Source organism: Phreatobacter stygius, from assembly GCF_005144885.1.
In the GTDB taxonomy this organism is placed as follows: Bacteria; Pseudomonadota; Alphaproteobacteria; order Rhizobiales; family Phreatobacteraceae; genus Phreatobacter; species Phreatobacter stygius.
In genome coordinates, this window is the sequence record NZ_CP039690.1 from 6,643,774 (window position 1) to 6,665,157 (window position 21,384).

The following is a 21,384-nucleotide window of genomic DNA, read 5'->3' on the forward strand; positions in this document are numbered from 1 at the left end:
ATTGTCATCGCGGCGTCGCCGGACTGTCGCCCCGTCCGCGTAACCGGAGCTCCATCCTCGGAGTTCCACAGTCATGGCCGGCATCATTCTCGACCGGATCGAGAAGTCATTTGGCGCGACCCGCGTCCTCGGCGGCGTCAGCCTGTCTTTCGCGGCCGGCGAGTTCGTCTCGCTGGTCGGTCCGTCCGGCTGCGGCAAGACCACGCTCTTGCGCATCATCGCCGGGCTCGAGACCGCCGACCAGGGCCGGGTGTCGATCGGCGGCGCCGATGTCACCGGCCGGCGGGCCGCCGACCGCGACGTCGCCATGGTGTTCCAGAACTACGCACTCTATCCGCATATGACGGTGGAGCAGAACATCGCGCTGCCGCTGGTCATGCGAAGGCTTCGCGCGCTGGAGCGGGCGCCTCTCCTCGGCCGCCTGGTGCCCGGCACCGATCAGCGCCGCCAGGCGATCCTCGCCGAGGTGCGCGAGGCCGCGCGACTCTTGTCGATCGGCCATCTGATGCAGCGCCGGCCCGGGCAATTGTCCGGCGGCCAGCGCCAGCGTGTCGCCCTTGGCCGCGCCATCGTGCGCCATCCGCAAGCCTTCCTGATGGACGAGCCACTGTCGAACCTCGACGCGGCGCTGCGCCACGACATGCGCAAGGAACTGGTCGAGCTGCACCGCCGGGTCGGCGTGACCACTGTCTATGTCACCCACGACCAGGCCGAGGCGATGACCATGTCGGACCGCGTCGCGGTCATGCTCGGCGGCAAGGTGCTGCAATTCGGCACGCCGAGAGAAGTCTATGACCAGCCGGCGACCATCGATGTCGCGGGCTTCATCGGCTCGCCGCGCATCAATGTCCTGCCCGCCGAAACCGACGGGCGCGGCGCGCTCGCCTTTGCCGGGCGCCGCACCGGTGCCGCGGTCGATCAGGCGAGAGCCAAGGTCAGGCTCGGCATTCGCCCGGAACATCTCAGCCTGCAGGCCGACGGCATCCCCTGCACCATCCGCCATGTCGAATTTCTCGGCGCCGAGGTGCTGGTCTATGTCCGCGAGGCGACGACCGGCGTCGACCTGATTGCCCGGCTGACGCCGGAGGCCTGGGCCAAGGTCGATCGAAACCGCGCGGTTGGCCTCGCCTTCGCTGCCGCCAGGCTGCTCGCTTTCGACGGCGACGGCCTGCGGCTGGCGATCGGTATCGACGAACCGGCGGTGAAAGCCGTTGTCTGATCTCGCCCTCTCCCACGCCGCCGCCCTGCCCGCTCCGGCCGCCGACCGCGCCGGCACCGGCGAGGCGCTTGCCGCCTGGCTGCTGTCGCTGCCGGCGATCATCGCCTTCGTCGTGATGCTGCTGCTCCCGACCGCCGCCGTGGTCGCCATTGCCTTCACCGATTACGAGCTCGGCGCCCGCTCGCTGAGGTTCGTCGGCCTGGCCAATTTCGCCGAGCTGCTCGAAGACCGCGGCTTCGTCACCTCGTTCCGCAACACCGCCTTCTTCGTTGCCGTCACCACGCCGGTCTCGCTGTTCGGCGGGCTTGGCCTCGCCATGCTGATCGAGGGCGGCACGCGCGGCCGCGCCGTGTTCCGGGCGGTGTTCTTCCTGCCGGTGGTGTCGCTGATGGTCGCGATGGCGACCGCCTTCCAATACATGTTCCACCCGACCATCGGGCCGGTGAACGCGGTGCTGCGCACGCTTGGCCTGGTCGGGCCGAACTGGCTCGGGTCCTCCGACAGCGTCATGTGGACGCTCGCGATCATCGGCATCTGGGAGCAGATCGGCTTCAACATGGTGCTGTTCCTGGCCGGGCTGACCGCCATCCCGCGCGATCTCTATGCCGCGGCCGAAATCGACGGCGTCCGGTCGGCGTGGTCGCGCTTCGTGACCGTCACCTGGCCGCTGCTCGGGCCGACCACGCTGTTCGTCCTGACCATCACCATGATCCGCTCGCTCCGGGTCTTCGAGATCGTCGCGACGCTGACCCAGGGCGGGCCGAACAAGGCCTCCGAAGTGCTGCTCTACACCATGTATAGCGAGGCCTTCACCTTCTTCCGCATGGGCTATTCGGCGGCCATCACCGTGGTTTTTCTCATCGCCGTGGTGGTGCTGATGCTGCTGCAGACGCGCCTCCTCGACCGCCGCGTCCATTACGGGTGAACAGGTCATGAAACCCCGTACGGTCCACGACAAGAGCCTGATCGCCGACCTGCCGCGGCTCGCCCTGCTGAGCCTGCTCGGCATCCTGTTCCTGATGCCTTATCTCTGGATGATCTCGGTTTCGCTGAAGCCGATGGACGAGGTCTGGCGCGCCTCGATGTCGCTGATCCCCGAGAATTTCGCCATTGCCAAGAATTACGGCCGGGTGTTCCGCGAGGTGCCGATCGGCCGCTATCTCCTGAACGGCGTCATCGTCTGTTTCGGCATCCTGGCCTTTCAGCTCGCCTTCGCCATTCCCGCCGGCTACGCGCTCGCCAAGCTGCGCTTCCGCGGCCGCGACACGCTGTTCGTCTTCGTCATGCTCGGCCTGCTGATCCCGGCGCATGTGCCGGCCATCCCGCTCTATATCGGCCTGGCCCAGACCGGCCTGCTCAACAGCTACGCGGCGCTGATCGCGCCGTCGACCATCTCGGTCTTCGCCATCTTCATGTTCCGCCAGTTCTTCCGCGCCATGCCGGACGAGCTGATCCAGGCCGCGCGCATGGACGGCTTGGGCGAATGGTCGATCGTCTGGCGCATCGTGCTGCCCAATGCCTGGCCGGCCGCCACGGCCTTCGCCATCTTTTCGGTCGTCGCCCATTGGAACGACCTGTTCTGGCCGCTGATCGCGGTCTCCGGCAAGGGCGAGCTCGCCACTCCCGCGCTCGGCGTCATCTATTTCCGCACCGAAGAGGCCGGCGACGACTTCGGCGCGCTGATGGCCGCCGCCACCCTGACCACCATTCCCCTCGTCGCCGCCTTCTTGTTCGCCCAGCGGCGCTTCGTCGAGGGCATCACCATGACCGGCCTCAAAGGCTGAGCTCCACGACACCAAGACAAGACCGGCAAGCATCCGCCCGCCGTCTCAGCCGCCAGGAGCCCTGACAGATGACGATCAGCCTGACCCGCCGCGCAGCCCTTGGCGCGGCCGCCGCTCTCGCAAGCCCCCGCCTCGTCCGCGCCGCCGCGGTCGAGATCGTCGTTCATTATTCCCAGCCGGTCATCTTCAAGGATTCCAAGGAACAGCTCGCCGCAGCCTTTGCCAGCCGCCATCCGGATATCAAGGTCTCGTTCATCAGCAACACGCCCAACTACGAAGAAGGCGTGCAATATGTGCTGCGGCAGGCCATCACCGGAACGCTGCCGGACCTCAGCTATCAGGGCTTGAACCGCGTCCGGGCGGTTGCCGAGCGGGGCCTTGCGACCGATCTGGCACCCTTGATCGCCCGCGACGGCGGCGCGGCGAAGCTCGGCTATTCCCCTGCTATCCTTGGCCAGGGCCGGGTTGGCGAGGCGCAGGTCGGCCTGCCCTACGCCATGTCGAACACCATTCTCTATATCAATGCCGATCTCGTCCGGCGTGCCGGCGCGGATCCCTTAGCCCTCGGCGCCAGCTGGGACGCGATCCTGCCGCTTGCCCGCGCGATCAAGGATGTCGGCAGCGGCGTCGACGGTTTCTACATCGACTGGATGCCGGGCCAGGAATGGATGTGGTCGTCGCTGCTCTATTCCCACGGCGGCAGGATGATGTCGGTGGACGAACGCGAGATCGCGTTCGATGGACCGGAAGGGCTTTCCGCCACGCGCCTCATCGATCGCATGGTCAAACAAGGCGGCATGTCCGGCTTCACCTCGGGGGCGGCGCAACAGGCCTTTTTCGCCGGCAAGCTCGGCATCATGATGCGCTCGACCGCGGCGCTGCGTGGCATGATCTCGGGCGTCGCCGGCAATTTCGAACTGCTCACCGCAACCGTGCCGATCCCCGGCGCGGCGCAGGGGCGGCTCGCCACCGGCGGGTCCTGCGGCATGATTCTGGCGCGCGACCCGGCCAGGCGCGAGGCCGCCTGGACGTTCCTGAAATTCTCCACCAGCGCCGAAGGCACGGCCATCATGGCCAAGGCCACCGGCTATGTGCCGTGCAACCAGATCGCGGTCGACGACCCGGCCTATCTCGCCGACTTCTACCGGACCAACCCGCTCTTCCTGCCGGCCACCAGGCAATTGCCGCTGAGCCTGCCCTGGTATGCCTTTCCGGGCGCCAACGGCGTGCGCATCGGCCAGGCCTTCGTCGACAATCTCGCCCGCGTGGTCGAGCAGAAGGCGGCGCCGGAACAGGTGCTGACCGATATCGCGCGCGAAACCCGGCGTCTTCTGGCGCGCGCCTGACCGCTTTTGCCTTGCCGCCAGGGCCGGTGGGGCGGCCCTAAGCGGACCCTTGCCTTGATCGACCCCTCTGGAGGACGTGATGTCCAATCTTCATAACCGCCGCTCGGCGCTCGGCCTGATGGCCGGCGCGGCGACCCTTGCCATGCCGCATGTCGCGCGCGCCCAGACCATCGAGGTCGTCGCGCATTATTCCATGCCGCCGATCTTCAAGGAGGCCCAGGAGACGCTCGCCGAAGCGTTCAACAAGAAGAGCGACAAGGTGAAGGTCACCTATGTCAATCCGACCCCGACCTATGAGGACGGCGCCCAGCTGATCCTGCGCCAGGCGACCACCGGTGGCCTGCCCGATGTCTCGTTCCAGGGCCTGAACCGGCTTCGGCTGTTCTCCGAGCGCGGCATCGCCGCCAATCTGAAACCCTTCCTGGAGCGCGAAGGCGATGTGAAGAAGCTCGGTTATTCCGATCCGCTGCTGGGCCTCGGCTTCCATGGCGGCGTGCAATGCGGGCTCGCTTTCGCCACCTCCAATCCGATCAGCTATCTCAATGCCGATCTCCTGAAGCGGGTTGGCCAGAACGCCGCGGAGTTCCCGACCAATTGGGACGACGTGATCAAGCTGTCGGCCAGGATCAACGCGCTCGGCGACGGCAATGAGGGCATGTTCTTTCGCTGGCCGGGCGACGACTGGATGTTCTCCGCCCTGCTCTACGGCCATGGCGGCCGCATGCTGACGGTGGACGAAACCAAGGTCGCCTTCGACGGCCCCGAGGGTCTCGCCGCCCTGAAACTGCTCGACCGCATGGTGAAGGAAGGCAAGATGCCGAATTTCGGCGCTTCCGCCACCGCGACCGCCGATCTCCAGGCTTTCGGTGCCGGCAAGCTCGGCACCATGTTCCGCACCACCGCCCAGGTCCGCCAGGTCTCCGGCATGGTCGGCAGGAATTTCGAACTGAAGACCACCACCTTGCCGGTGATCGATCCGGTCAAGGGGCGCCTGCCGACCGGCGGCGCCGGCGTGATGTTGACCGCCAAGGATCCGGCCCGCCAGGCCGCCGCCTGGGAGTTCATGAAATTCGCCTCCTCCGCCGAGGGCACCTCGATCATGGCGCGCAACACCGGCTATGTCCCGTGCAACCAGCTCGCCATCGACGATCCCGGTTATCTCGGCGAGTTCTACCGGGCCAATCCGCTGTTCCAGGCGGCGACCAGGCAGGTCCACCTGATGATCCCGTGGTACGCCTTCCCGGGCCAGAACTCGGTCAGGGTGACCCAGATCATGGTCGACAACCTCGCCCGCATCGCCGAACAGAAGGCGAGCCCCGAAGAGGTGCTGCGCGACATGGCGCGTGAGGTCGGCCGGCTCATTCCGCGGGCGTGATCGCACATCGGGCCCTGCCCGATCGTTGGTCCGGCCGGAGCTGTCATGGCTCCGGCCGCGTCATTTGGCGGGCGAGCGCTGCGCGTAAACCCTCTCCCGCTTGCGGGAGAGGGTGGCGCCGCCAGGCGGGCGAGCGCTGCGCGTAAACCCTCTCCCGCTTGCGGGAGAGGGTGGCGCCGTCAGGCGCCGGGTGAGGGTCTGAAGAGGGCCGGCCCATCATTTCCAGGGGGAATGCACGGCGCGCATCGACGCAACCACCCTCATCCGGCCGCTTCGCGGCCACCCTCTCCCGCGAAGGCGCGGGCGAGGGTGCCGGCGGAGCCGGCGGGTGAGGGTCTGAAGAGGGCCGGCCCGTCATTTCCAGCGGGAATGCACGGCGCGGGCCGACGCAACCACCCTCACCCGGCCGCTCCGCGGCCACCCTCTCCCGCGAAGGCGCGGGCGAGGGTTCGCGCAGCCCGCTTCATCAGGCCGCGCTTGCCTATTCCCCATACGCTATTCGCCCCTCGCTATTCGCCATTTGCGGCTTTTGTCACGATCGTCACACACCTGTCATCGAGTGTCGCCAGACGTGTGCGAGCAGATCGCTCAATCTTTCGACACTCGAGGTACCCACAATGTTCAAGCGGATTTCAGCTGCGGCGGTTCTGGCCGCTGCAACACTCTTCGCTCAGCCGGCCGCTGCGCAGGGCGTCGAGTTCACTGGCGCTGGCGCCACCTTCCCCGCCCCGGTCTATGCCGCCTGGGCCGCCGCCTACAAGCAGGCGACCAACAACACGCTCAACTACCAGGCCATCGGCTCCGGCGGCGGCATCAACCAGATCCAGAACCGCACGGTCGATTTCGGCGCCTCCGACGCGCCGGTTCCCACCGACCGCCTGACCCAGCAGAAGCTGGTCCAGTTCCCGGCGGTGATCGGCGCGGTGGTGTTCATCGTCAATCTCGACGGCGTCAACAAGAACCAGCTGAAGCTGACCGGCGAAATCGTCGCCGACATCTATCTCGGCACCATCAAGACCTGGAACGACCCGCGCATCCTGGCGATCAATCCGGGCGTCACCCTGCCGAGCCTGGCGATCCAGCCGATCTATCGCTCGGACGCGTCGGGCACCACCTTCGTGACCACCAGCTACCTGTCGGAAGCCAGCGCCAAGTGGAAAGCCGAAGTCAGCGCCGCCACCTCGGTGCAGTGGCGGACCGGTGCCGGTGCCCGCGGCAATGACGGCGTGGCTGGCGCGGTGCGCAACACCAAGGGCGCCATTGGTTATGTCGAATATGCCTTCGCCGCCGAGAACAGCCTGACCACCACCCAGCTGCAGAACGTCGCCGGCCAGTTCGTCGAGCCGACCACCCCGAACTTCCAGGCCGCAGCCGCGGCCGCGGATTGGGAAAACGCCCGCGACCTCGCCGCCTCGATGATCAACAAGCCGGGCGCCCAGAGCTGGCCGATCGTCAGCCCGACCTACATCCTGTTCCCGCGCGACCCGCGTGACGCCGCCCGCGCCAAGGCGGCGCTCGACTTCTTCTCCTGGTCGTTCGCCCAGCAGGGCGGCCAGATCGCCGAGCGTCTGCATTACATCCCGCTCCCGGCCGCCGTCGTCACCCGCGTCAAGGCAGCCTGGGCCAATGTCCACAACGCCCAGGGCCAGCCGGTCTGGACCGGGCCGTCCCAGTAAGCCGTCCAAATCCCGTGCCTGCGCTCAACGGCGCAGGCACGGTTGTTCCGACAGTCGCAGCCATCCAATCCCGATCGAGCTTGTGAGACCCATCCGTGACAACTGTCGCCGAGCCTTCGCTAGCAAGTGACCGAAGTTCGAGCCTGGCGCGCACCATCCGCCGCGGCCAGATGGCCGACGCCGTCTTCCACGCCCTGCTCTGGGCCTCCGGCGCGCTGGTTCTCTTGATCCTCGGCGCGATGATCGCCATGCTGGCCTATGATGGCTGGCCGGCGCTGCGCCACTTCGGCGTCGCCTTCTACACCACCGCCATCTGGAACCCGGTGACCGAGCGCTTCGGCGCGGCATCCATGCTGTTCGGCACCCTGGTGACCGCGGTCATTGCCGTGGTGGTGGCGGTTCCGGTGTCCTTCGGCATTGCCTTCTTCCTCACCGAAGTCTGCCCGCAGGCCCTGCGCAAGCCGATCGGCGTGACCATCCAGCTGCTCGCGGCCGTCCCCTCGATCATCTACGGCATGTGGGGCGCGCTCGTCGTCGCCCCCTTGATCGCCGCCTATATCCAGGCGCCGCTGGTTGCCTTGCTGTCCTGGCTGCCGGTTGTCGGCGAGGTCTTCGCCGGCCCGCCGCAGCAGTTCAGCGTGTTCACCGCCGGCATCATCCTGGCGCTGATGATCCTGCCCTTCATCACCGCCATGTTCGTCGAGACGCTGGAATCCGTGCCGGCCATGCTGGCCGAATCCGCCTATGGCATCGGCGCCACGACCTGGGAAGTGTTCCGCAACGTGCGCGTGCCCTATGGCCGCACCGCCATGGTCGGAGCCGGCATGCTCGGGCTTGGCCGGGCGCTCGGCGAAACCATGGCGGTGACCTTCGTCATCGGCAACGCCAACCGCATCAGCACGTCGATCTTCGCCCCGGGCTCGTCGATCGCCTCGGTGATCGCCAACGAGTTCGGCGAGGCCCAGTCCGGCAGCCTGAAGCTCTATTCGCTCCTGCAGCTCGGCTTCGCGCTGTTCGTCATCTCCTTCATCGTGCTGGCGATCTCGCGCTGGCTCGTGCGCAGCCGTCTGGACTGAGGATCATCATGACCACGCTATCGACTGGTCGCATGAACCGGCGCCTCGCCACCGACAAGGTCGTCAAGGGCATTTCGACCACCTTCGCCGTGATCGCCCTGGTGCTGCTGTTCTGGATCATCTGGACGCTGCTCTACAACGGCCTCTCGGCCATGGGATTGTCGACCTTCACCAATGACGCCTTCGGCCGGCCGCAGGGCCTGATGAACGCCATTGTCGGCTCGCTCCTGCAGGTCGGCATCGCCACTGTCATCGCCACCCCGATCGGCGTGCTGGCCGGCACCTATCTCGCCGAACAGGGCAAGGGTTCCTGGATCGCCGAGGCCATCCGCTTCGTCAACGACGTGCTGCTGTCGGCACCGTCGATCCTGATCGGCCTGTTCGTCTACACGCTGATCGTCATCCCCATGGGGCGGTTCTCCGGCTGGGCGGGCGTCATTGCCCTGGCGATCATCATCCTGCCGGTGGTGCTGCGCGCCACCGAGGACATGCTGCGCCTGGTGCCGACCCAGCTGCGCGAGGCCGCCTTCGCACTCGGCGCCTCGCATTGGACCGTCGTGTCGTCGGTCCAGTGGAAAGCCGCCCGGGCCGGCATCCTGACCGGCCTGTTGCTCGCCATCGCCCGCGCGGCCGGCGAGACCGCGCCGCTGCTGTTCACCGCCTTCGGCAATCCGCAATTCACCGCCAATCTCAATTCGCCCATGGCGACCTTGCCGGTGCAGATCTTCAACCTGACGCTGAGCGCCGATCCGTCATCGATCGCGCTGGCCTGGGCCGGCGCACTGATCATCACGCTTGGCGTGCTCGCGCTCAACATCACCTCGCGTCTCATCATCGCCCTCGGACAGAGGAAATAAGCCATGACCGTCGCCGTCTCGGACACGCTGATCAACAAGGCCCGCACCGTCTCGTCGCTCGAGGGCGTGCCGGCCCGTGTCAGCGTCAAGAACCTCAATTTCTTTTATGGCCAGTCGCAGGCCCTGAAGAACATCAATTTCGACATGCTCGACCGGCGCGTCACCGCGATGATCGGCCCGTCGGGTTGCGGCAAGTCCACCTTGCTGCGCGTCATCAACCGCATGTTCGAGCTCTATCCCGGCCAGCGCGCCGAGGGCGCGATCCTGGTCGATGGCGAGAACATCATCGACAAGAAGACCCCGGCGGCGATGACCCGGGCGAAGATCGGCATGGTGTTCCAGAAGCCGACGCCGTTCCCGATGACCATCTACGACAACATCGTGTTCGGCATTAAGCTGCATGAGCGGCTGTCCCGCGAGGACCTCGACGAACGGGTCGAATGGGCGCTGCGCAAGGCGGCGATCTGGGACGAGGTCAAGGACCGCCTGAAATCCTCGGCGCTCGGCCTGTCCGGCGGCCAGCAGCAGCGCCTGTGCATCGCCCGCACCATTGCGGTGAAGCCCGACGTCATCCTGCTCGACGAGCCGACCTCGGCGCTCGACCCGATCTCGACCTCGCGCATCGAGGAGCTGATCGACGAATTGAAGCGCGAGTTCACCATCGTGATCGTCACGCACAACATGCAGCAGGCCGCCCGCTGCTCCGACGTCACGGCCTTCTTCCTGCTCGGCGAACTGATCGAGCAGGGACCGACCAACGACATCTTCGTCAATCCGAAGAAGCGCGAAACCCTCGACTACGTGACCGGCCGGTTCGGCTGATCCTGCCGGGATCTGCCTTAAAGCGAGCCCTGCAAGCAGATAAGTGGAACCGAGCGACGCCCATGAAGGACCATATCGTCACCGCGTTCGATACCGAACTGAAGAGCCTGGCCCACAGCATCGAGGAGATGGGAACGCTCGCCCGGCAGAGCACCACGATCGCGATCGCTGCGCTCGGCCAGCGCTCGCCCGATCTGGCCCGTCAGGTCGGCACGCTCGAACGCCAGATCGATGCCTTGCAGCGCGAAATCGAGGAATCCGGCATCCTGGTCATCGCCCGGCGCCAGCCGGTGGCCTTCGACCTGCGCGAAGTGGTCTGCGCCCTGCGCATTTCCAATGACCTGGAGCGGATCGGCGATCTCGCCAACAACATCGCCAAGCGTGTCGTGGCGCTCGGCGACGTGCCGGTGCCGCATCCGCTGATCTCCGGCCTCGAAGGCCTGTCGGCGCTGGTGGTCGAGCGGCTGGAAGAGGTGCTCTCGGCCTTCGATGCCCATGATCCCGACAAGGCGGTGGCGATCTGGACCTCCGACGATGCCGTCGACGACCTCTATACCTCGGTGTTTCGCGGCGTCCTGACCTATATGATGGAAGACCCGCGCAACATCACCGCCTGCACCCAGCTGGTCTTTGTCGCCAAAAATCTCGAGCGGATCGGCGATCACGTCTCGAACATTGCCGAATCCGTGCATTATGCCGCGACCGGCGCATTGCTGGACGAGCCGCAGCCGGATCGGCGCGACGCGATCGGCGAGCCGGAAGTCGTCGCCGGCTGATGCCGGCGCGCCTTATTGGAAGACCGCCTCGAGCTTGTAGCCATCAGGATCGATCACGAAGGCCGCATAATAGGTCGGGCTATAGTTGAGCCTGAGGCCGGGCGCGCCGTGGTCCGCGCCGCCATGCGCCAGCGCCGCGGCATGAAACCGGTCCACCGCGTCGCGCCCCGGCGCCGCGAAGGCCAGGTGGAAGCCGGGCCCGGGCGGCTGCACCGGCCCCGGCGTGAGGAACAGCGTCAGCTTTTCCTCACGCGCATTCGGGCCATAACCGACCCCCTTGTCGGAGGTCCAGACCCTGCTATGGCCGAGCGCCGCCATGACGGCATCGTAGAAGACGGTCGTCCGGGCGAGATCGGCGACGCCGAAGGACAGGTGCGACAGCATGGCGATCTCCGAATCCGCGAGCGAGGCCGAGGCTAGCAAGGGCCAGGCGGAAGAACAATCAAAGAACATCCATGACGTTCCGGCCTGCCACCACGGCCCCGCCCGACCGCCGATCCTGTGGATCGATCGCGGTTCGGCTTGCATGCCGGCGACAATTCCAGCCCTTCTTGGCCAAGACGCGCGACGAGTGCCCTCAGATGACCGATCCCGCCAGACCAGCCCATCCGACCGAACCGCCCGGCCGCATCGAGCCGTCAGGCGACATCGCCAGATTGACCGAGATCATGGCCTGGCTCAGAACACCCGGCCAAGGCTGCCCATGGGACCTGGTCCAGAGCTTCGAGACCATTGCGCCCTATACGATCGAGGAAGCCTATGAGGTGGCCGATGCGATCGAGCGCGGCGACCTCGCCGATCTCAAGGACGAATTGGGCGACCTCCTGCTGCAGGTGGCGTTCCATGCCCGCATGGCCGAGGAACAGGGCCTTTTCGGCTTCCCCGACGTGGTTCGCGCCATCACCGAGAAACTGATCCGCCGCCACCCCCATGTCTTCGGCGGCGCGCGCGACCTGTCGCCCGAGGCCGTCAAGGCGCTCTGGCACGAGATCAAGCTGGAAGAGAAACGCCTGAAGGCCGAAGCCCATGCCAGGGCCGGTCTGCCGGCGCGTGACGACACTGGCGCGCTGTCGGGCATTCCCGGCGCCCTGCCGGCGCTGACCCGCGCCCTCAAGATGCAGGAGAAAGCATCAAAAGTTGGATTTGATTGGAATAACTTAGACAGTGTTCTTGAGAAAATAGTCGAGGAAGCGCAGGAAATCGTCGCAGCCCGCCGTGACGATCAGGACAAGGCCGCCATCGCCGGCGAGGTCGGCGACCTGCTGTTCGCCGTGGTCAATCTGGCGCGCCACCTGGAGATCGACCCGGAGGCCGCGCTGCGCACCACCAATGCCAAGTTCGAGCGCCGCTTCGGCGAGATCGAGACGAGCCTGGCGGCGCAGGGCCGCACGCCCGGCGAGGCCTCGCTCGCCGAGATGGACGCGCTGTGGGATGAAGCCAAGCGGCGCGAGCGGGCCGCCAAGGCGTCCGGCGGCGGGTGACATCTGGCGAAATGCGCAGCGCGCAAACCCTGTCCCGCGAAGACGCGGGCGAGGGTTCACGCTCTCACGGCCCGTGACGGGATTCCGGCATCTGGTCGATACGGTCGGGAAACGTGATGTCGAACCAGCCGCCCTCGCGCAGCGTGCGGGTATCGTCGAGATGCGCCCGGCTCGCCACCAGGGTCAGCGTGTCCGCGTCGGGCACGCCGGAATAGGCGCCCTCCCGCGTCGACACGACGGCGAAGCGCGGCTTGCCGTCCGGCGCGCGCTCGGGCAGCACCTTGTCGAGCTGGTGCCTTGGCGTGCCGTTCTTGCTGCCGTGATGGCTGATCTTCAGGAAATGCACGGGCCGGAGCCCGTTGGTCCGGTCCATCATCTCCCAGCTCTTCTCCTCGGCGTCGCCGGGGAAGAACAGCCGCCAGCCGTTCCACTCGACCTCCAGCGCCACGCTCGAATTGTTGGCGGCCTTGTCGATCGTCTTGAGATTGGCCGTCATGCCATTCGAGCGGAACTCCATGAGGTCGAAGAAGTGCCCCGCCGCGACACCGGCCGGCGGCGTGATGGCCTTCCCGTCGAGCGATAGGGGCGCCGCGCCATCGAGCACCGCGCCCAAGGTGCGCGGCGGCAAGGCGCCGTAATAGATCGAGGTGTCCTCCTCGGGCGCCAGCAACCGCACTTTCGTACGCCTGAAGGGGTGATGATCCCCCACATTGGCGGTGCGGTGCACATAGCGCGGCTTCACTCCGTCGAGGCCGCGTTCGCTGATATGCTTGACGCAATCCTTGCTGGATTGCGGATTGTTGATCGCAAGCAGCGCCAGGATGCCGATCGGCACCGGCGCGGCACTCTTCGCCAGGAAGGTCGCGACGCTGTCATAGGCGGCGAGCGCGGCGAGACGCTTCGTCTTGGCCTTGGGGAAACGGTTATAATAGGCCGGCCCCTCCGAAGAGGCGGTCATCCACAAATGTCTCGCCTTGAACTCGATGCCGAGCTTCTTCGAACCGTGGAGCAGCCCCTGGACGTGGTCCATGTGCTCATGCGTCATGATGTAGAGGTCGAGCGGCGCGTCATCGAGCTCGTCCTTGATGTTCTCGAGCACCGCCTTGAACACCCCGTCGCGGCCGCCGTCCCCGGCAAGGGCGTTGCCGACGTCGAACAGCACGTTGATCTTGACCTCGTTGCCGGCCTCGTCGATTTCCGGAATGGTCAGCAGGATCGCGTCGCCGAACAGGACGTTGTATATCCTCACCCTGAGCTTGCTTGCCATCTCAATGCCCCATCATGTGCAGCATCTGACCCATCGCCCGCACGCGCAGCGTACCGTTCTGGATCTGGACATTGGGCGAGCCGAGCTCCAGCAGGCCGTCGGCGATGTTGCTGGCGAGGAAAGTCTCCCGCATCGCATTGTTGCGCACGGTCGCGGCATCGCGTTGCGTCGAATGATCCGGGCTGCTTGACAGCAGGGTGCACACCTTGCGTGTCTCCCAGTCGATCGCCAGCATCGTGCCGCGCGTGACCGCCACCTCGCTGACGAAATCGCCGGACTGAAACACCTGCGCATCCTGCCAGGCGACTTTGAACAGAAGCGCCCGCGTCATCGCCGGCACGCCGTCCTTGCGCCAGGTCTTGCGGGTGACATCGAGCCGCGGCCGCACCTCGAAGGGCGTGTTCTTGGGGATCAGCAGCTCTTTGCGCCAGGTCTCGGCGAACTTGTATGCGGCCCAGTCGCTGCGCGCCAACTGCTCCAGGTCGAGGTCGGCAGGCAGGTCGAAACCGGGTTCGACCGGATCGAGCTTGCCGGCATCCTCCACCATGCCGCGGCGCACGAACTCCTTCTTGATGAACTCCCGCGGCTCCGGATCGTCCGGGTTCGAATAGGTGTCGGCGGCGACCATGGCGCGGCCATAGTCGGCGAAGGCGATCTCGCCCGGCGGCAGATAGTCCAGCGCGCGAAAGGCGATCCGCTTGAATTTTTCGCTGGCCTTGAACAGCGCGAAACCTGAAACGGAGAAGCGGAGGTCGTCCTTTTCCTCCGTCGTCAGCGCCGGCCGGCCGTCTTGCTTCCGCTTCGCCTTTTCCGTCTTGAGCTTGTCTTGGTAATCTTCCTCTCTGATCGTCTCATATTCGTCGACGAGCAGTGCATAGAGCGCGCCGGTGAGCACGGTGCTGAGATCGTGGGGCGCGTTGAGATCGAGCCCCCTGGGCTTCGACATCGATGCCCGGTTGAACAGCTCGCGCAACGGCCGGCCTTCACCGTAGAGCGCCTCGCCGAATTGCTGGGCGATCCGGCTGAAGGCCTCGGCCGTCCTCATCTCGCCGCCGGTTTCCAGCATCACCTGACGCAGCAGCCGATCGGTGCGCACCGCCAGCATGACTGCGCCGAGATCGGCGATCGCCTCGTGCATGGCCAGCGACTGCGGCGAGGTCGCGTTGTAGAGATCGGGCGCGATCCCGTCGAGGATCGCATGGGTCGTCTCGTGAGCGACGATGTCGGGCGACAGGCAGGTATGGACCAGTTTGCCCGGCTTGGTCGGGTCGTCGACAAAGAAGAACTGCAGGCTGCGCGAATCCCGGTGGTAGAAGGCATTGGCCATCTTGCCCGCACGGGGCACGACCAGCAGTTGCTCGCCGTTGAAGGCCCAACACAATTTGCGGCCGAGCACGTCGGGCGTCTCGAAGATCGACATCATCTTCATGACCGCGGTGTACACGCTCACCTGCTTGAAGCCGGCCGAGTCGAAATCCAGTTCGCTCTTGACCTCGTAGCGCCCGGGCGTGCGGCCCTTGGGCGCAACGAAACGCGCGCCCGGCATCACCGCTCCGGTATCGGGGTCGAGGTCGATCACCGCGACGCGACGTGACACCGGTCCATCGAGCATTGGCTCGGTGGCGGTAAATTCCCAGCCCTGCATGAGCGTCTTCGCGCCCTCGGCGGCGTGGCCGGGTTCGGTGTCCATGTATTTCAGCTTGACGACTTTGGTGTCCGGCACGGGCGGCTTCTTCGCAGCCATGAGCGTCTCTCCCTACTTGTCGGTCACGGCGAACTGGACCGGCCTTTGCGCCGACGGCTTGCCGACGAAGCGCACCCGGTAAAAGCCCGGCTTGCCGATGGCCGGCAGGCGCAGCTTCAGGATCGGGATCGGCGGGCCGGAATAGCTGACCTTCAGCGCCGCGCCGAAGGCAGTGAAGGGCTTGCCCGGCCCGTCCGAGCTCTCCAGCACCACCTTGCCCTTGACGCTGACGACGGGCGCCGAAGGCGCGATCACCAGTTCGACCTCGTCGCTCTTGCCAATGGTGAGCGACTGTACCGAAAGCGCTGCGGTCTCGGTGCCCGCCGCGCCGAGCGGCGGGGTCGGAAAATTCTTACCGAAGAGCCGAAAGAAGACAGCGTTGAACGTCGTCTCGGAGAAGAAGCTGGCATGTTCGCCGACAACCAGCTGCTTCTGCGCCGATTTCGGCAGCGCACTCCACATCGGCACGGTGCCGTCGCCGGCATCTTCGGAGCGGGTCACCTGCTTCGAGCTGGAGCCGACGTTGACGCGGGTCGCGGTCTTGTGGCCGGTTCCGGCGAAGTAGAAATAGCGGATATGGGCAGGCGCCTTGGCCTTGGCGAGCGTCGCATGAACCCAGGCGGCGCGTGCCACCAGGACGGGATCGAGCCCGAGGCTGCCGGCGACCGTCGGGTCGTAGATATTGAGCTCGCCGAGCGTTCCACCGGCCTTGATGTCCCAGCAGGCGGCCTCCCCGGGCGCCGGCAAGAGCTGGTATCCCGAGGGATAGCGCCGGTCGGCGGCGATCTCGCGAAAATCGGCGGCGCTGATCCCCATGGCGCTGTCGAGGCCGAGAATGCGCGCCAGCGCCAGCGGCGCGCCGAGATGCGGCGTCGCCAGCGTCATGAAGGCATTGACCTTCCTGAACCAGGGCCTGGTGTCGAACTTGCCTGCCTCCAGCGCCAGGCGGCCGACGAGGCCGCCCATGCTGTGGGCGACGATGGCGATCGACGTCGCATTGGCGGGCAAGGCATCGAGCCGGGCGGCCAGTTGCGCGGCAAGCGCCTCGAGATCGCGCCGCCAGTCATAGGCAAAGAGGTGCAGCCGGTCGCCCGATCCGCCTTCCTTGAAGCCGATCGCTCCAAACGTGTCGAGCAACGGCTTGTAGACGTCGAAGCAGGAGACCTCCCGCACGATATCGCCGACGACGAGATCCTCGCGCAGCAGTTTCTGCTTGCGCTTATAGCCAAAGGCGACCTCGAGCGGCGTCGGCGGCCAAACCTCCTCGCCATCGGGGGTCGACAGGATGGAGCCCATCGTTCCCGGCACGAACACTACACATTTCATCTCTGCCTCCCCATTGAACAGTCATTGCGTCGGGTCGAGCGTGCAGCCGCATGCGCAGCTATGCGCTGAGCTGCTGCCGCCGGCCCAGTTCAGCCTGATATGGCCAAGGCCCGAGCCGCCGGCGCCCCCCGGCCGGTCTTCGGTGCGGCGCTCGTCCTTGCCGGCTGCGGGATGGCCGATGTGCCATCCCGACGCGGTCAGCCCTGTCAGCGAAGGCGTCAGCGGATGCCCGTAGCTATTCTTGTGACCATAGGAGAGCGCCGCCCGCGGCGTGCTGGCGCCCGGCCTCGCCGGAGCCACGCCCGGAGCGCGGCCGCCGTGATGGGCAACGGCGAAGGCCCCGATCGCCTTTCCAGCGGCGAGTGTCGGGACATCGGCGTAACCCGCGTCTCCCGGCAGCAGGATCGGATCTTTGCCAACCGGCCCCCACACCCAGACCGAGATGCCGGTCCTGTTCTGGTTACCCGTCGGGCCCGTGCAGCGTTCGAGAGCGATCTGGCTCGTGGAGAGGATCCCATGGCCATTCCAGATCATCAGCGCGCCGCCGGCGCGGGTGATGGAGCTGGCCATTAGCGATTGCGGGCCCGGCCCGAGCCTCTGGAGCGGCGCGATCCATGTCAGCTTTTGCGCGGCCGGATAGATGTTGGCGGCTTGGAAATGATCGTAGTGCCAGTGGGTGAGGATGACCTTCGGCTGGTGGCAGAGACAAAGGCCGCCCATCGAGTTCGGCCAGGTCCCGACATCCCTGAGCACGCCGGCGCCGAGATCGACATAGGCGACCACCTCTCCGGCGGAGGTCACCAGCGCGTTGGCCGCCCCCTGCCCCACGTCGAGCACGAAGACCTGGTCGATCGCGGATGTCGGCAGCGCCCGCTCGATCTCTGCTTCGGGCCTGATATCCGGGGTCAGGTCTGTGGCCCGCTCCAGCGCCTTCACGCGCCTCCTGGACAGGGGCCGCACCGAAATCCTGGCACGTTGCGGCGGCCCGGCGATAGTGTCGTAGACGTCGGCTGCGCCGTTCGGATCGGGATCCAGCTCGATCTGCGACCATTCCGGCAAGCCGCCCAGCGGGTGGCGCTTGAGCCAGTCAATCGCGGCCGGCGTGCCGCCCCGGGCGTGGACCTCGACCGCATAGACCGGGGCGCGGTTGACGCGGCTGCGCCAGTTGCCCGGCGCAATCCGATAGCCAGGCGCATAGGTCTGGTCGAAAAATTGCGCGTCGACCGCGTCGAACAGGACAAATTCGCCATCCTCGCCTTCGATCAGGAGGGCATACATGAGCGGCGGAATCTTGAAGGGACCGCCGTCGCGCCGTCGGAAGAAGTCGTGCATAGCCCCCTCCAAGTAATCCCTCTGCTCACCGGTTCCGCGCAAGCCACTCCAACATCTGCATCACTTCGGTGTCATGATTTCTCTATGAATAATCAAATTTTCAATTCGTTTATAGTAGCCAGACTGGAAGCTTTGCCGGCCATCCGATGGCTCACTATTCGGGACGCTGAACTTGCTCAACGCGCACGGGTCAAGCAGACAATGCTCTTGAACCAGCCCCCACCGCCATTCGAAGAGATTGATCCCGGTCGGCCCGCAACTGTCGTGGCGATCGGCCTGATCGCTATCAACTTCAGCGTGAATTCAGCGTGAGTTACCGTGGGATCCGTCGCCGTCGCGTTCGGCCATCGTTCGCCCGATGCCGGCGAGGCTCGTCAGCCCTCAGATCCGCGTGGCCGGAGGCATCGGCTTCGGGTGGGTCCCGGTGAAACGCGTGGCGCATCGACCCTCTCCCACGAAGGCGTGGGCGAGGGTCGATGCGCCGCCCGCACGGCATCATCCCTATCAGCTACTCGCTATCAGCCACTGGCTGTCTCAGGCCGCCTCGCCCGGCTGTCGGAGCCGCCGCTCCAGCTGCGACCGCTTGGCCGGCGCGATCCTGAGCGTCACCAGGGTTTCGCCGCTTTCCAGCGCCTGCCGGCTTTCGACCTCGGCATTCTCGTGGATCCAGTTGAGCGTACGCCCGTCGGCCGCCGAGACGGTGACGGTCAGCCGGTCGTGGCCGGCGACGACACGCTCCTCGATCGCCGCCAGAAGCTCCGGCAAGCCCTCGCCGGTGACCGCCGAGACGAGATAGGGGCGCTTCTCCTGATCGTTGCGGGCTGCCCGGTTCAACGCCTCGGTGCGGGCCTCGCCGTCGAGCAGGTCGACCTTGTTCCAGACCTCGATCAGGGCCCGCGTCTCGGCAATGCCGAGTTCGCCGAGGATCGCCGCGACATCGGCGGCTTGGGCTTCGGTGTCGCCATGGCTGACGTCGCGCACATGCAGGATGACGTCGGCCTCGATCACCTCTTCGAGCGTCGCGCGAAACGCCGCCACCAGCATGGTCGGCAGGTCCGAGATGAAACCGACGGTGTCGGACAGGATCGCCTTGGCGCCGTGCGGCAGCCGCAATTGCCGCAGCGTCGGATCAAGTGTCGCGAACAGCATGTCCTGGGCCAGCACGCCGCCGGTGGTCAGCGCGTTGAACAGGGTCGACTTGCCGGCATTGGTGTAACCGACCAGCGCGATGATCGGATAAGGCACGCGCTTGCGGCTTTCCCGGTGCAGGCGGCGGGTCCGGGTGACCTGGGCCAGTTCACGCTCGATCCGGGTGATCCGTTCCTGGATCATCCGCCGGTCAGCCTCGATCTGGGTTTCGCCGGGGCCGCCGAGGAAGCCGAAGCCGCCGCGCTGGCGCTCCAGATGGGTCCAGGAGCGGACCAGCCGGCTCTTCTGATAGCTGAGATGGGCGAGTTCCACCTGCAGCGCGCCTTCCTTGGTGCGCGCCCGCCGGCCGAAAATCTCCAGGATCAGGCCGGTGCGGTCGACCACCTTGGCCTTCCAGGCCTTTTCGAGATTGCGCTGCTGCACCGGCGACAATGCCGCGTCGACGAACACCAGGCCGGTCTCGTAGGCCGTCACCAGGCCGGCGATCTCCTCGACCTTGCCCTTGCCGAGCAGTGTCGCCGGCCGCGGCATGGCGAGCGTGACGATCAGGGATTCGACCACGTCCAGGTCGATGGCGGCGGCAAGCCCGGCCGCCTCGTCGCGCCTGGCCTCGGCCGAGCGCACGGTTTCCGGCCCCTCGCTGGTACGGCCGCGCAACGGCCGTACCGGAACCACGACGAGCACGCGCGTCGGTTCGCCACGCGGCTCTTCCGGCGCACCGGACTGGGAAAGCGAGATGATGTCGGGACGTCGTATTTCCAAGCCAGGCCTCGAGAGTGGTCTCAGCCCTTTTCGCCTTCCCCGTCCTGCGGTTCGAACAGCTGGACCGGTGCGCCGGGCATGATAGTCGATATGGCGTGCTTGTAGACCAATTGCGAGTGGCCATCGCGCCGCAGAAGTACGCAGAAGTTATCGAACCAGGTGACGACGCCCTGAAGCTTTACGCCGTTGACGAGGAAGATGGTGAGAGGAACCTTGTTCTTGCGGACGTGATTGAGAAAGGTGTCCTGGAGGTTCTGGGCTCGATCCGCCATTGTGTTTTTCCGTTGTTGCCGCGGCAGAAAGTGCGCCGCGAAGGTTGAAGAACCGGCTTTTCGACCGGCTCCGAGCTTCTTCTTGACTGCCTATTAGAGGCCGATCGGTCCTCCCCGCGCAAGCGGGGCGGCCGTCACGGCCTCGTGTGGTCCTCATGCCTCGCGCTTCAAGCGATCTCCGCCACCTCGTGAAATTTCGAACGCAGATCGGTGGCGATCGAGCCGGGCGCGCCGTTGCCGACCGGCCGGCCGTCGATCGCCACGATGGGCATGACGATGGTCGTCGCCGAGGTCAGGAAGCACTCGCGCGCCTCCTGGGCCTCGGCCACGCTGAACTGGCGCTCCTCGATCCGGACGCCCTCGCGGGCGCACAGATCGAACAGTGTCGTGCGGGTAATGCCCTTGAGGATGCCGTTATCGGCATAACGGGTCACCAGCACGCCGTCCTTGGTGACGATCCAGGCATTGGTTGACGATCCCTCGGTGACGAAGCCGTCCTTGTCGACCAGCCAGGCCTCGTAGGCGCCAGCCTCGCGCGCCGCCTGCTTGGCAAGGCAATTGGGCAAGAGCCCGACCGACTTGATGTCGACCCGCTCCCAGCGATTGTCGGGCAGGGTAATGACCTTGACGCCCTTGGCGGCATTGGCGTCGCCCTTGGACATGTCGACCGATTTGGCGGTGATCACCAGGGCCGGCGGCGTGCCGGGCTTCGGAAAGGCGTGATCGCGCCGCGCCACGCCGCGGGTCACCTGCATGTAGACGAGGCCCTCGCGCACCCGGTTGCGCCGGACCGTCTCGCGCAGCACCACGCTGAGCGCGCCGCGCGACATCGGCGAGGCGATCTTCAATTCGTTCAGCGAGCGCTCGAGCCGGTTGAGATGGCGCGTCTCGTCGACCAGCCGGCCGCCCGTCACCTCGCAGACCTCATAGACGCCGTCGGCGAACTGATACCCGCGATCCTCGATATGGACGGCTGCCGAACCATGAGGCAGGTAGCTGCCGTTGACATAAGCGATGCGGGACATGGTCGGGCTCCTGTTCGGGCTTGCCGATCGTCAGTTGGGACAACGCTCGCAGCGCGGGCCGCCTGACGCCTTGCAGAACGCGGTGCGGTTGCACC

At 66.2% G+C, this 21,384-nt stretch carries 19 protein-coding genes; 11 read left to right on the top strand and 8 right to left on the bottom strand.

Annotated features, from left to right (window positions below):
- Nucleotides 1–73 precede the first annotated feature (73 nt).
- From E8M01_RS31450 to phoU, 10 genes are all read left to right on the top strand, one after another.
- Entirely contained in the window at nucleotides 74–1,219 is a 1,146-nt protein-coding gene (locus E8M01_RS31450) for an ABC transporter ATP-binding protein (protein WP_136963767.1), read from the top strand.
- Nucleotides 1,212–2,144, top strand: a complete 933-nt coding sequence (locus E8M01_RS31455; RefSeq protein ID WP_425467689.1) for a carbohydrate ABC transporter permease — start codon at nucleotides 1,212–1,214, stop codon at nucleotides 2,142–2,144. The genes E8M01_RS31450 and E8M01_RS31455 overlap by 8 nt, the downstream gene beginning before the upstream one ends.
- A 7-nt stretch (nucleotides 2,145–2,151) precedes the next feature.
- Nucleotides 2,152–3,003, top strand: coding sequence for a carbohydrate ABC transporter permease (locus E8M01_RS31460; protein WP_136963768.1), 852 nt, complete (start codon nucleotides 2,152–2,154; stop codon nucleotides 3,001–3,003).
- A 68-nt stretch (nucleotides 3,004–3,071) separates the two neighbouring features.
- Nucleotides 3,072–4,349, top strand: coding sequence for an ABC transporter substrate-binding protein (locus E8M01_RS31465; RefSeq protein ID WP_136963769.1), 1,278 nt, complete (start codon nucleotides 3,072–3,074; stop codon nucleotides 4,347–4,349).
- A 79-nt stretch (nucleotides 4,350–4,428) separates the two neighbouring features.
- Nucleotides 4,429–5,724 (top strand): ABC transporter substrate-binding protein, encoded by a 1,296-nt coding sequence (locus E8M01_RS31470; RefSeq protein WP_136963770.1) that lies wholly within the window; start codon nucleotides 4,429–4,431, stop codon nucleotides 5,722–5,724.
- Between the two features lie 617 nt (nucleotides 5,725–6,341).
- Nucleotides 6,342–7,400, top strand: a complete 1,059-nt coding sequence (gene pstS / locus E8M01_RS31475) for a phosphate ABC transporter substrate-binding protein PstS (protein ID WP_136963771.1) — start codon at nucleotides 6,342–6,344, stop codon at nucleotides 7,398–7,400.
- Between the two features lie 170 nt (nucleotides 7,401–7,570).
- Nucleotides 7,571–8,476: a phosphate ABC transporter permease subunit PstC gene (gene pstC / locus E8M01_RS31480; protein ID WP_136963772.1), complete on the top strand. Its 906-nt coding sequence runs from the start codon at nucleotides 7,571–7,573 to the stop codon at nucleotides 8,474–8,476.
- A gap of 8 nt (nucleotides 8,477–8,484) precedes the next feature.
- Nucleotides 8,485–9,333: a phosphate ABC transporter permease PstA gene (gene pstA / locus E8M01_RS31485; protein ID WP_170182156.1), complete on the top strand. Its 849-nt coding sequence runs from the start codon at nucleotides 8,485–8,487 to the stop codon at nucleotides 9,331–9,333.
- Nucleotides 9,334–9,336: 3 nt separating this feature from the next.
- A complete protein-coding gene (gene pstB / locus E8M01_RS31490) occupies nucleotides 9,337–10,155 on the top strand; it encodes a phosphate ABC transporter ATP-binding protein PstB (RefSeq protein WP_136963773.1) in 819 nt (272 codons plus the stop codon).
- A 62-nt stretch (nucleotides 10,156–10,217) separates the two neighbouring features.
- On the top strand, nucleotides 10,218–10,931 hold the full coding sequence (phoU, locus tag E8M01_RS31495; protein WP_136963774.1) for a phosphate signaling complex protein PhoU: 714 nt from the start codon (nucleotides 10,218–10,220) through the stop codon (nucleotides 10,929–10,931).
- A 12-nt stretch (nucleotides 10,932–10,943) separates the two neighbouring features.
- On the opposite strand, the gene E8M01_RS31500 is transcribed toward phoU, so the two are convergent.
- Nucleotides 10,944–11,315 carry a VOC family protein gene (locus E8M01_RS31500; RefSeq protein ID WP_136963775.1) on the bottom strand — a complete coding sequence of 124 codons (372 nt, stop codon included), beginning with the start codon at nucleotides 11,313–11,315 and terminating at the stop codon, nucleotides 10,944–10,946.
- 245 nt (nucleotides 11,316–11,560) lie between these two features.
- Here E8M01_RS31500 and mazG point away from each other — a divergent pair, with 245 nt between their 5' ends.
- Complete coding sequence (mazG, locus tag E8M01_RS31505; RefSeq protein ID WP_136964928.1) at nucleotides 11,561–12,412, top strand: nucleoside triphosphate pyrophosphohydrolase; 852 nt, start codon at nucleotides 11,561–11,563, stop codon at nucleotides 12,410–12,412.
- A gap of 64 nt (nucleotides 12,413–12,476) precedes the next feature.
- Here the strand turns inward: mazG and E8M01_RS31510 are convergent, their stop codons facing one another.
- From E8M01_RS31510 to E8M01_RS31540, 7 genes are all read right to left on the bottom strand, one after another.
- The gene (locus E8M01_RS31510) at nucleotides 12,477–13,679 is read right to left on the bottom strand and encodes a ComEC/Rec2 family competence protein (RefSeq protein WP_136963776.1); all 1,203 of its coding nucleotides are present in this window, start codon (nucleotides 13,677–13,679) and stop codon (nucleotides 12,477–12,479) included.
- 1 nt (nucleotide 13,680) lies between these two features.
- Complete coding sequence (locus tag E8M01_RS31515) at nucleotides 13,681–15,423, bottom strand: gluzincin family metallopeptidase (protein ID WP_136963777.1); 1,743 nt, start codon at nucleotides 15,421–15,423, stop codon at nucleotides 13,681–13,683.
- A gap of 12 nt (nucleotides 15,424–15,435) precedes the next feature.
- Complete coding sequence (locus tag E8M01_RS31520) at nucleotides 15,436–16,749, bottom strand: PGAP1-like alpha/beta domain-containing protein (RefSeq protein WP_136963778.1); 1,314 nt, start codon at nucleotides 16,747–16,749, stop codon at nucleotides 15,436–15,438.
- A gap of 21 nt (nucleotides 16,750–16,770) precedes the next feature.
- A complete protein-coding gene (locus E8M01_RS31525; protein WP_136963779.1) occupies nucleotides 16,771–18,081 on the bottom strand; it encodes an MBL fold metallo-hydrolase in 1,311 nt (436 codons plus the stop codon).
- A 534-nt stretch (nucleotides 18,082–18,615) separates the two neighbouring features.
- On the bottom strand, nucleotides 18,616–19,992 hold the full coding sequence (hflX, locus tag E8M01_RS31530; RefSeq protein WP_136963780.1) for a GTPase HflX: 1,377 nt from the start codon (nucleotides 19,990–19,992) through the stop codon (nucleotides 18,616–18,618).
- Nucleotides 19,993–20,012: 20 nt separating this feature from the next.
- Entirely contained in the window at nucleotides 20,013–20,264 is a 252-nt protein-coding gene (gene hfq / locus E8M01_RS31535; protein ID WP_136963781.1) for an RNA chaperone Hfq, read from the bottom strand.
- A 167-nt stretch (nucleotides 20,265–20,431) separates the two neighbouring features.
- The gene (locus E8M01_RS31540; RefSeq protein ID WP_136963782.1) at nucleotides 20,432–21,289 is read right to left on the bottom strand and encodes a D-amino-acid transaminase; all 858 of its coding nucleotides are present in this window, start codon (nucleotides 21,287–21,289) and stop codon (nucleotides 20,432–20,434) included.
- Between the last annotated feature and the right edge of the window lie 95 nt (nucleotides 21,290–21,384).

Excerpts from the sequence above, each read along its gene's own strand:
- E8M01_RS31520 (WP_136963778.1), bottom strand. The coding sequence starts at position 16,749 with ATGAAATGTGTAGTGTTCGTGCCGGGAACGATGGGCTCCATCCTGTCG.
- E8M01_RS31515 (WP_136963777.1), bottom strand. The coding sequence starts at position 15,423 with ATGGCTGCGAAGAAGCCGCCCGTGCCGGACACCAAAGTCGTCAAGCTG.
- E8M01_RS31465 (WP_136963769.1), top strand. The coding sequence starts at position 3,072 with ATGACGATCAGCCTGACCCGCCGCGCAGCCCTTGGCGCGGCCGCCGCT.
- pstB (WP_136963773.1), top strand. The coding sequence starts at position 9,337 with ATGACCGTCGCCGTCTCGGACACGCTGATCAACAAGGCCCGCACCGTC.
- pstS (WP_136963771.1), top strand. The coding sequence starts at position 6,342 with ATGTTCAAGCGGATTTCAGCTGCGGCGGTTCTGGCCGCTGCAACACTC.
- E8M01_RS31500 (WP_136963775.1), bottom strand. The coding sequence starts at position 11,315 with ATGCTGTCGCACCTGTCCTTCGGCGTCGCCGATCTCGCCCGGACGACC.
- pstA (WP_170182156.1), top strand. The coding sequence starts at position 8,485 with ATGACCACGCTATCGACTGGTCGCATGAACCGGCGCCTCGCCACCGAC.
- E8M01_RS31470 (WP_136963770.1), top strand. The coding sequence starts at position 4,429 with ATGTCCAATCTTCATAACCGCCGCTCGGCGCTCGGCCTGATGGCCGGC.
- E8M01_RS31450 (WP_136963767.1), top strand. The coding sequence starts at position 74 with ATGGCCGGCATCATTCTCGACCGGATCGAGAAGTCATTTGGCGCGACC.
- phoU (WP_136963774.1), top strand. The coding sequence starts at position 10,218 with ATGAAGGACCATATCGTCACCGCGTTCGATACCGAACTGAAGAGCCTG.
- hfq (WP_136963781.1), bottom strand. The coding sequence starts at position 20,264 with ATGGCGGATCGAGCCCAGAACCTCCAGGACACCTTTCTCAATCACGTC.
- E8M01_RS31525 (WP_136963779.1), bottom strand. The coding sequence starts at position 18,081 with ATGCACGACTTCTTCCGACGGCGCGACGGCGGTCCCTTCAAGATTCCG.
- E8M01_RS31540 (WP_136963782.1), bottom strand. The coding sequence starts at position 21,289 with ATGTCCCGCATCGCTTATGTCAACGGCAGCTACCTGCCTCATGGTTCG.
- E8M01_RS31460 (WP_136963768.1), top strand. The coding sequence starts at position 2,152 with ATGAAACCCCGTACGGTCCACGACAAGAGCCTGATCGCCGACCTGCCG.
- pstC (WP_136963772.1), top strand. The coding sequence starts at position 7,571 with ATGGCCGACGCCGTCTTCCACGCCCTGCTCTGGGCCTCCGGCGCGCTG.
- E8M01_RS31510 (WP_136963776.1), bottom strand. The coding sequence starts at position 13,679 with ATGGCAAGCAAGCTCAGGGTGAGGATATACAACGTCCTGTTCGGCGAC.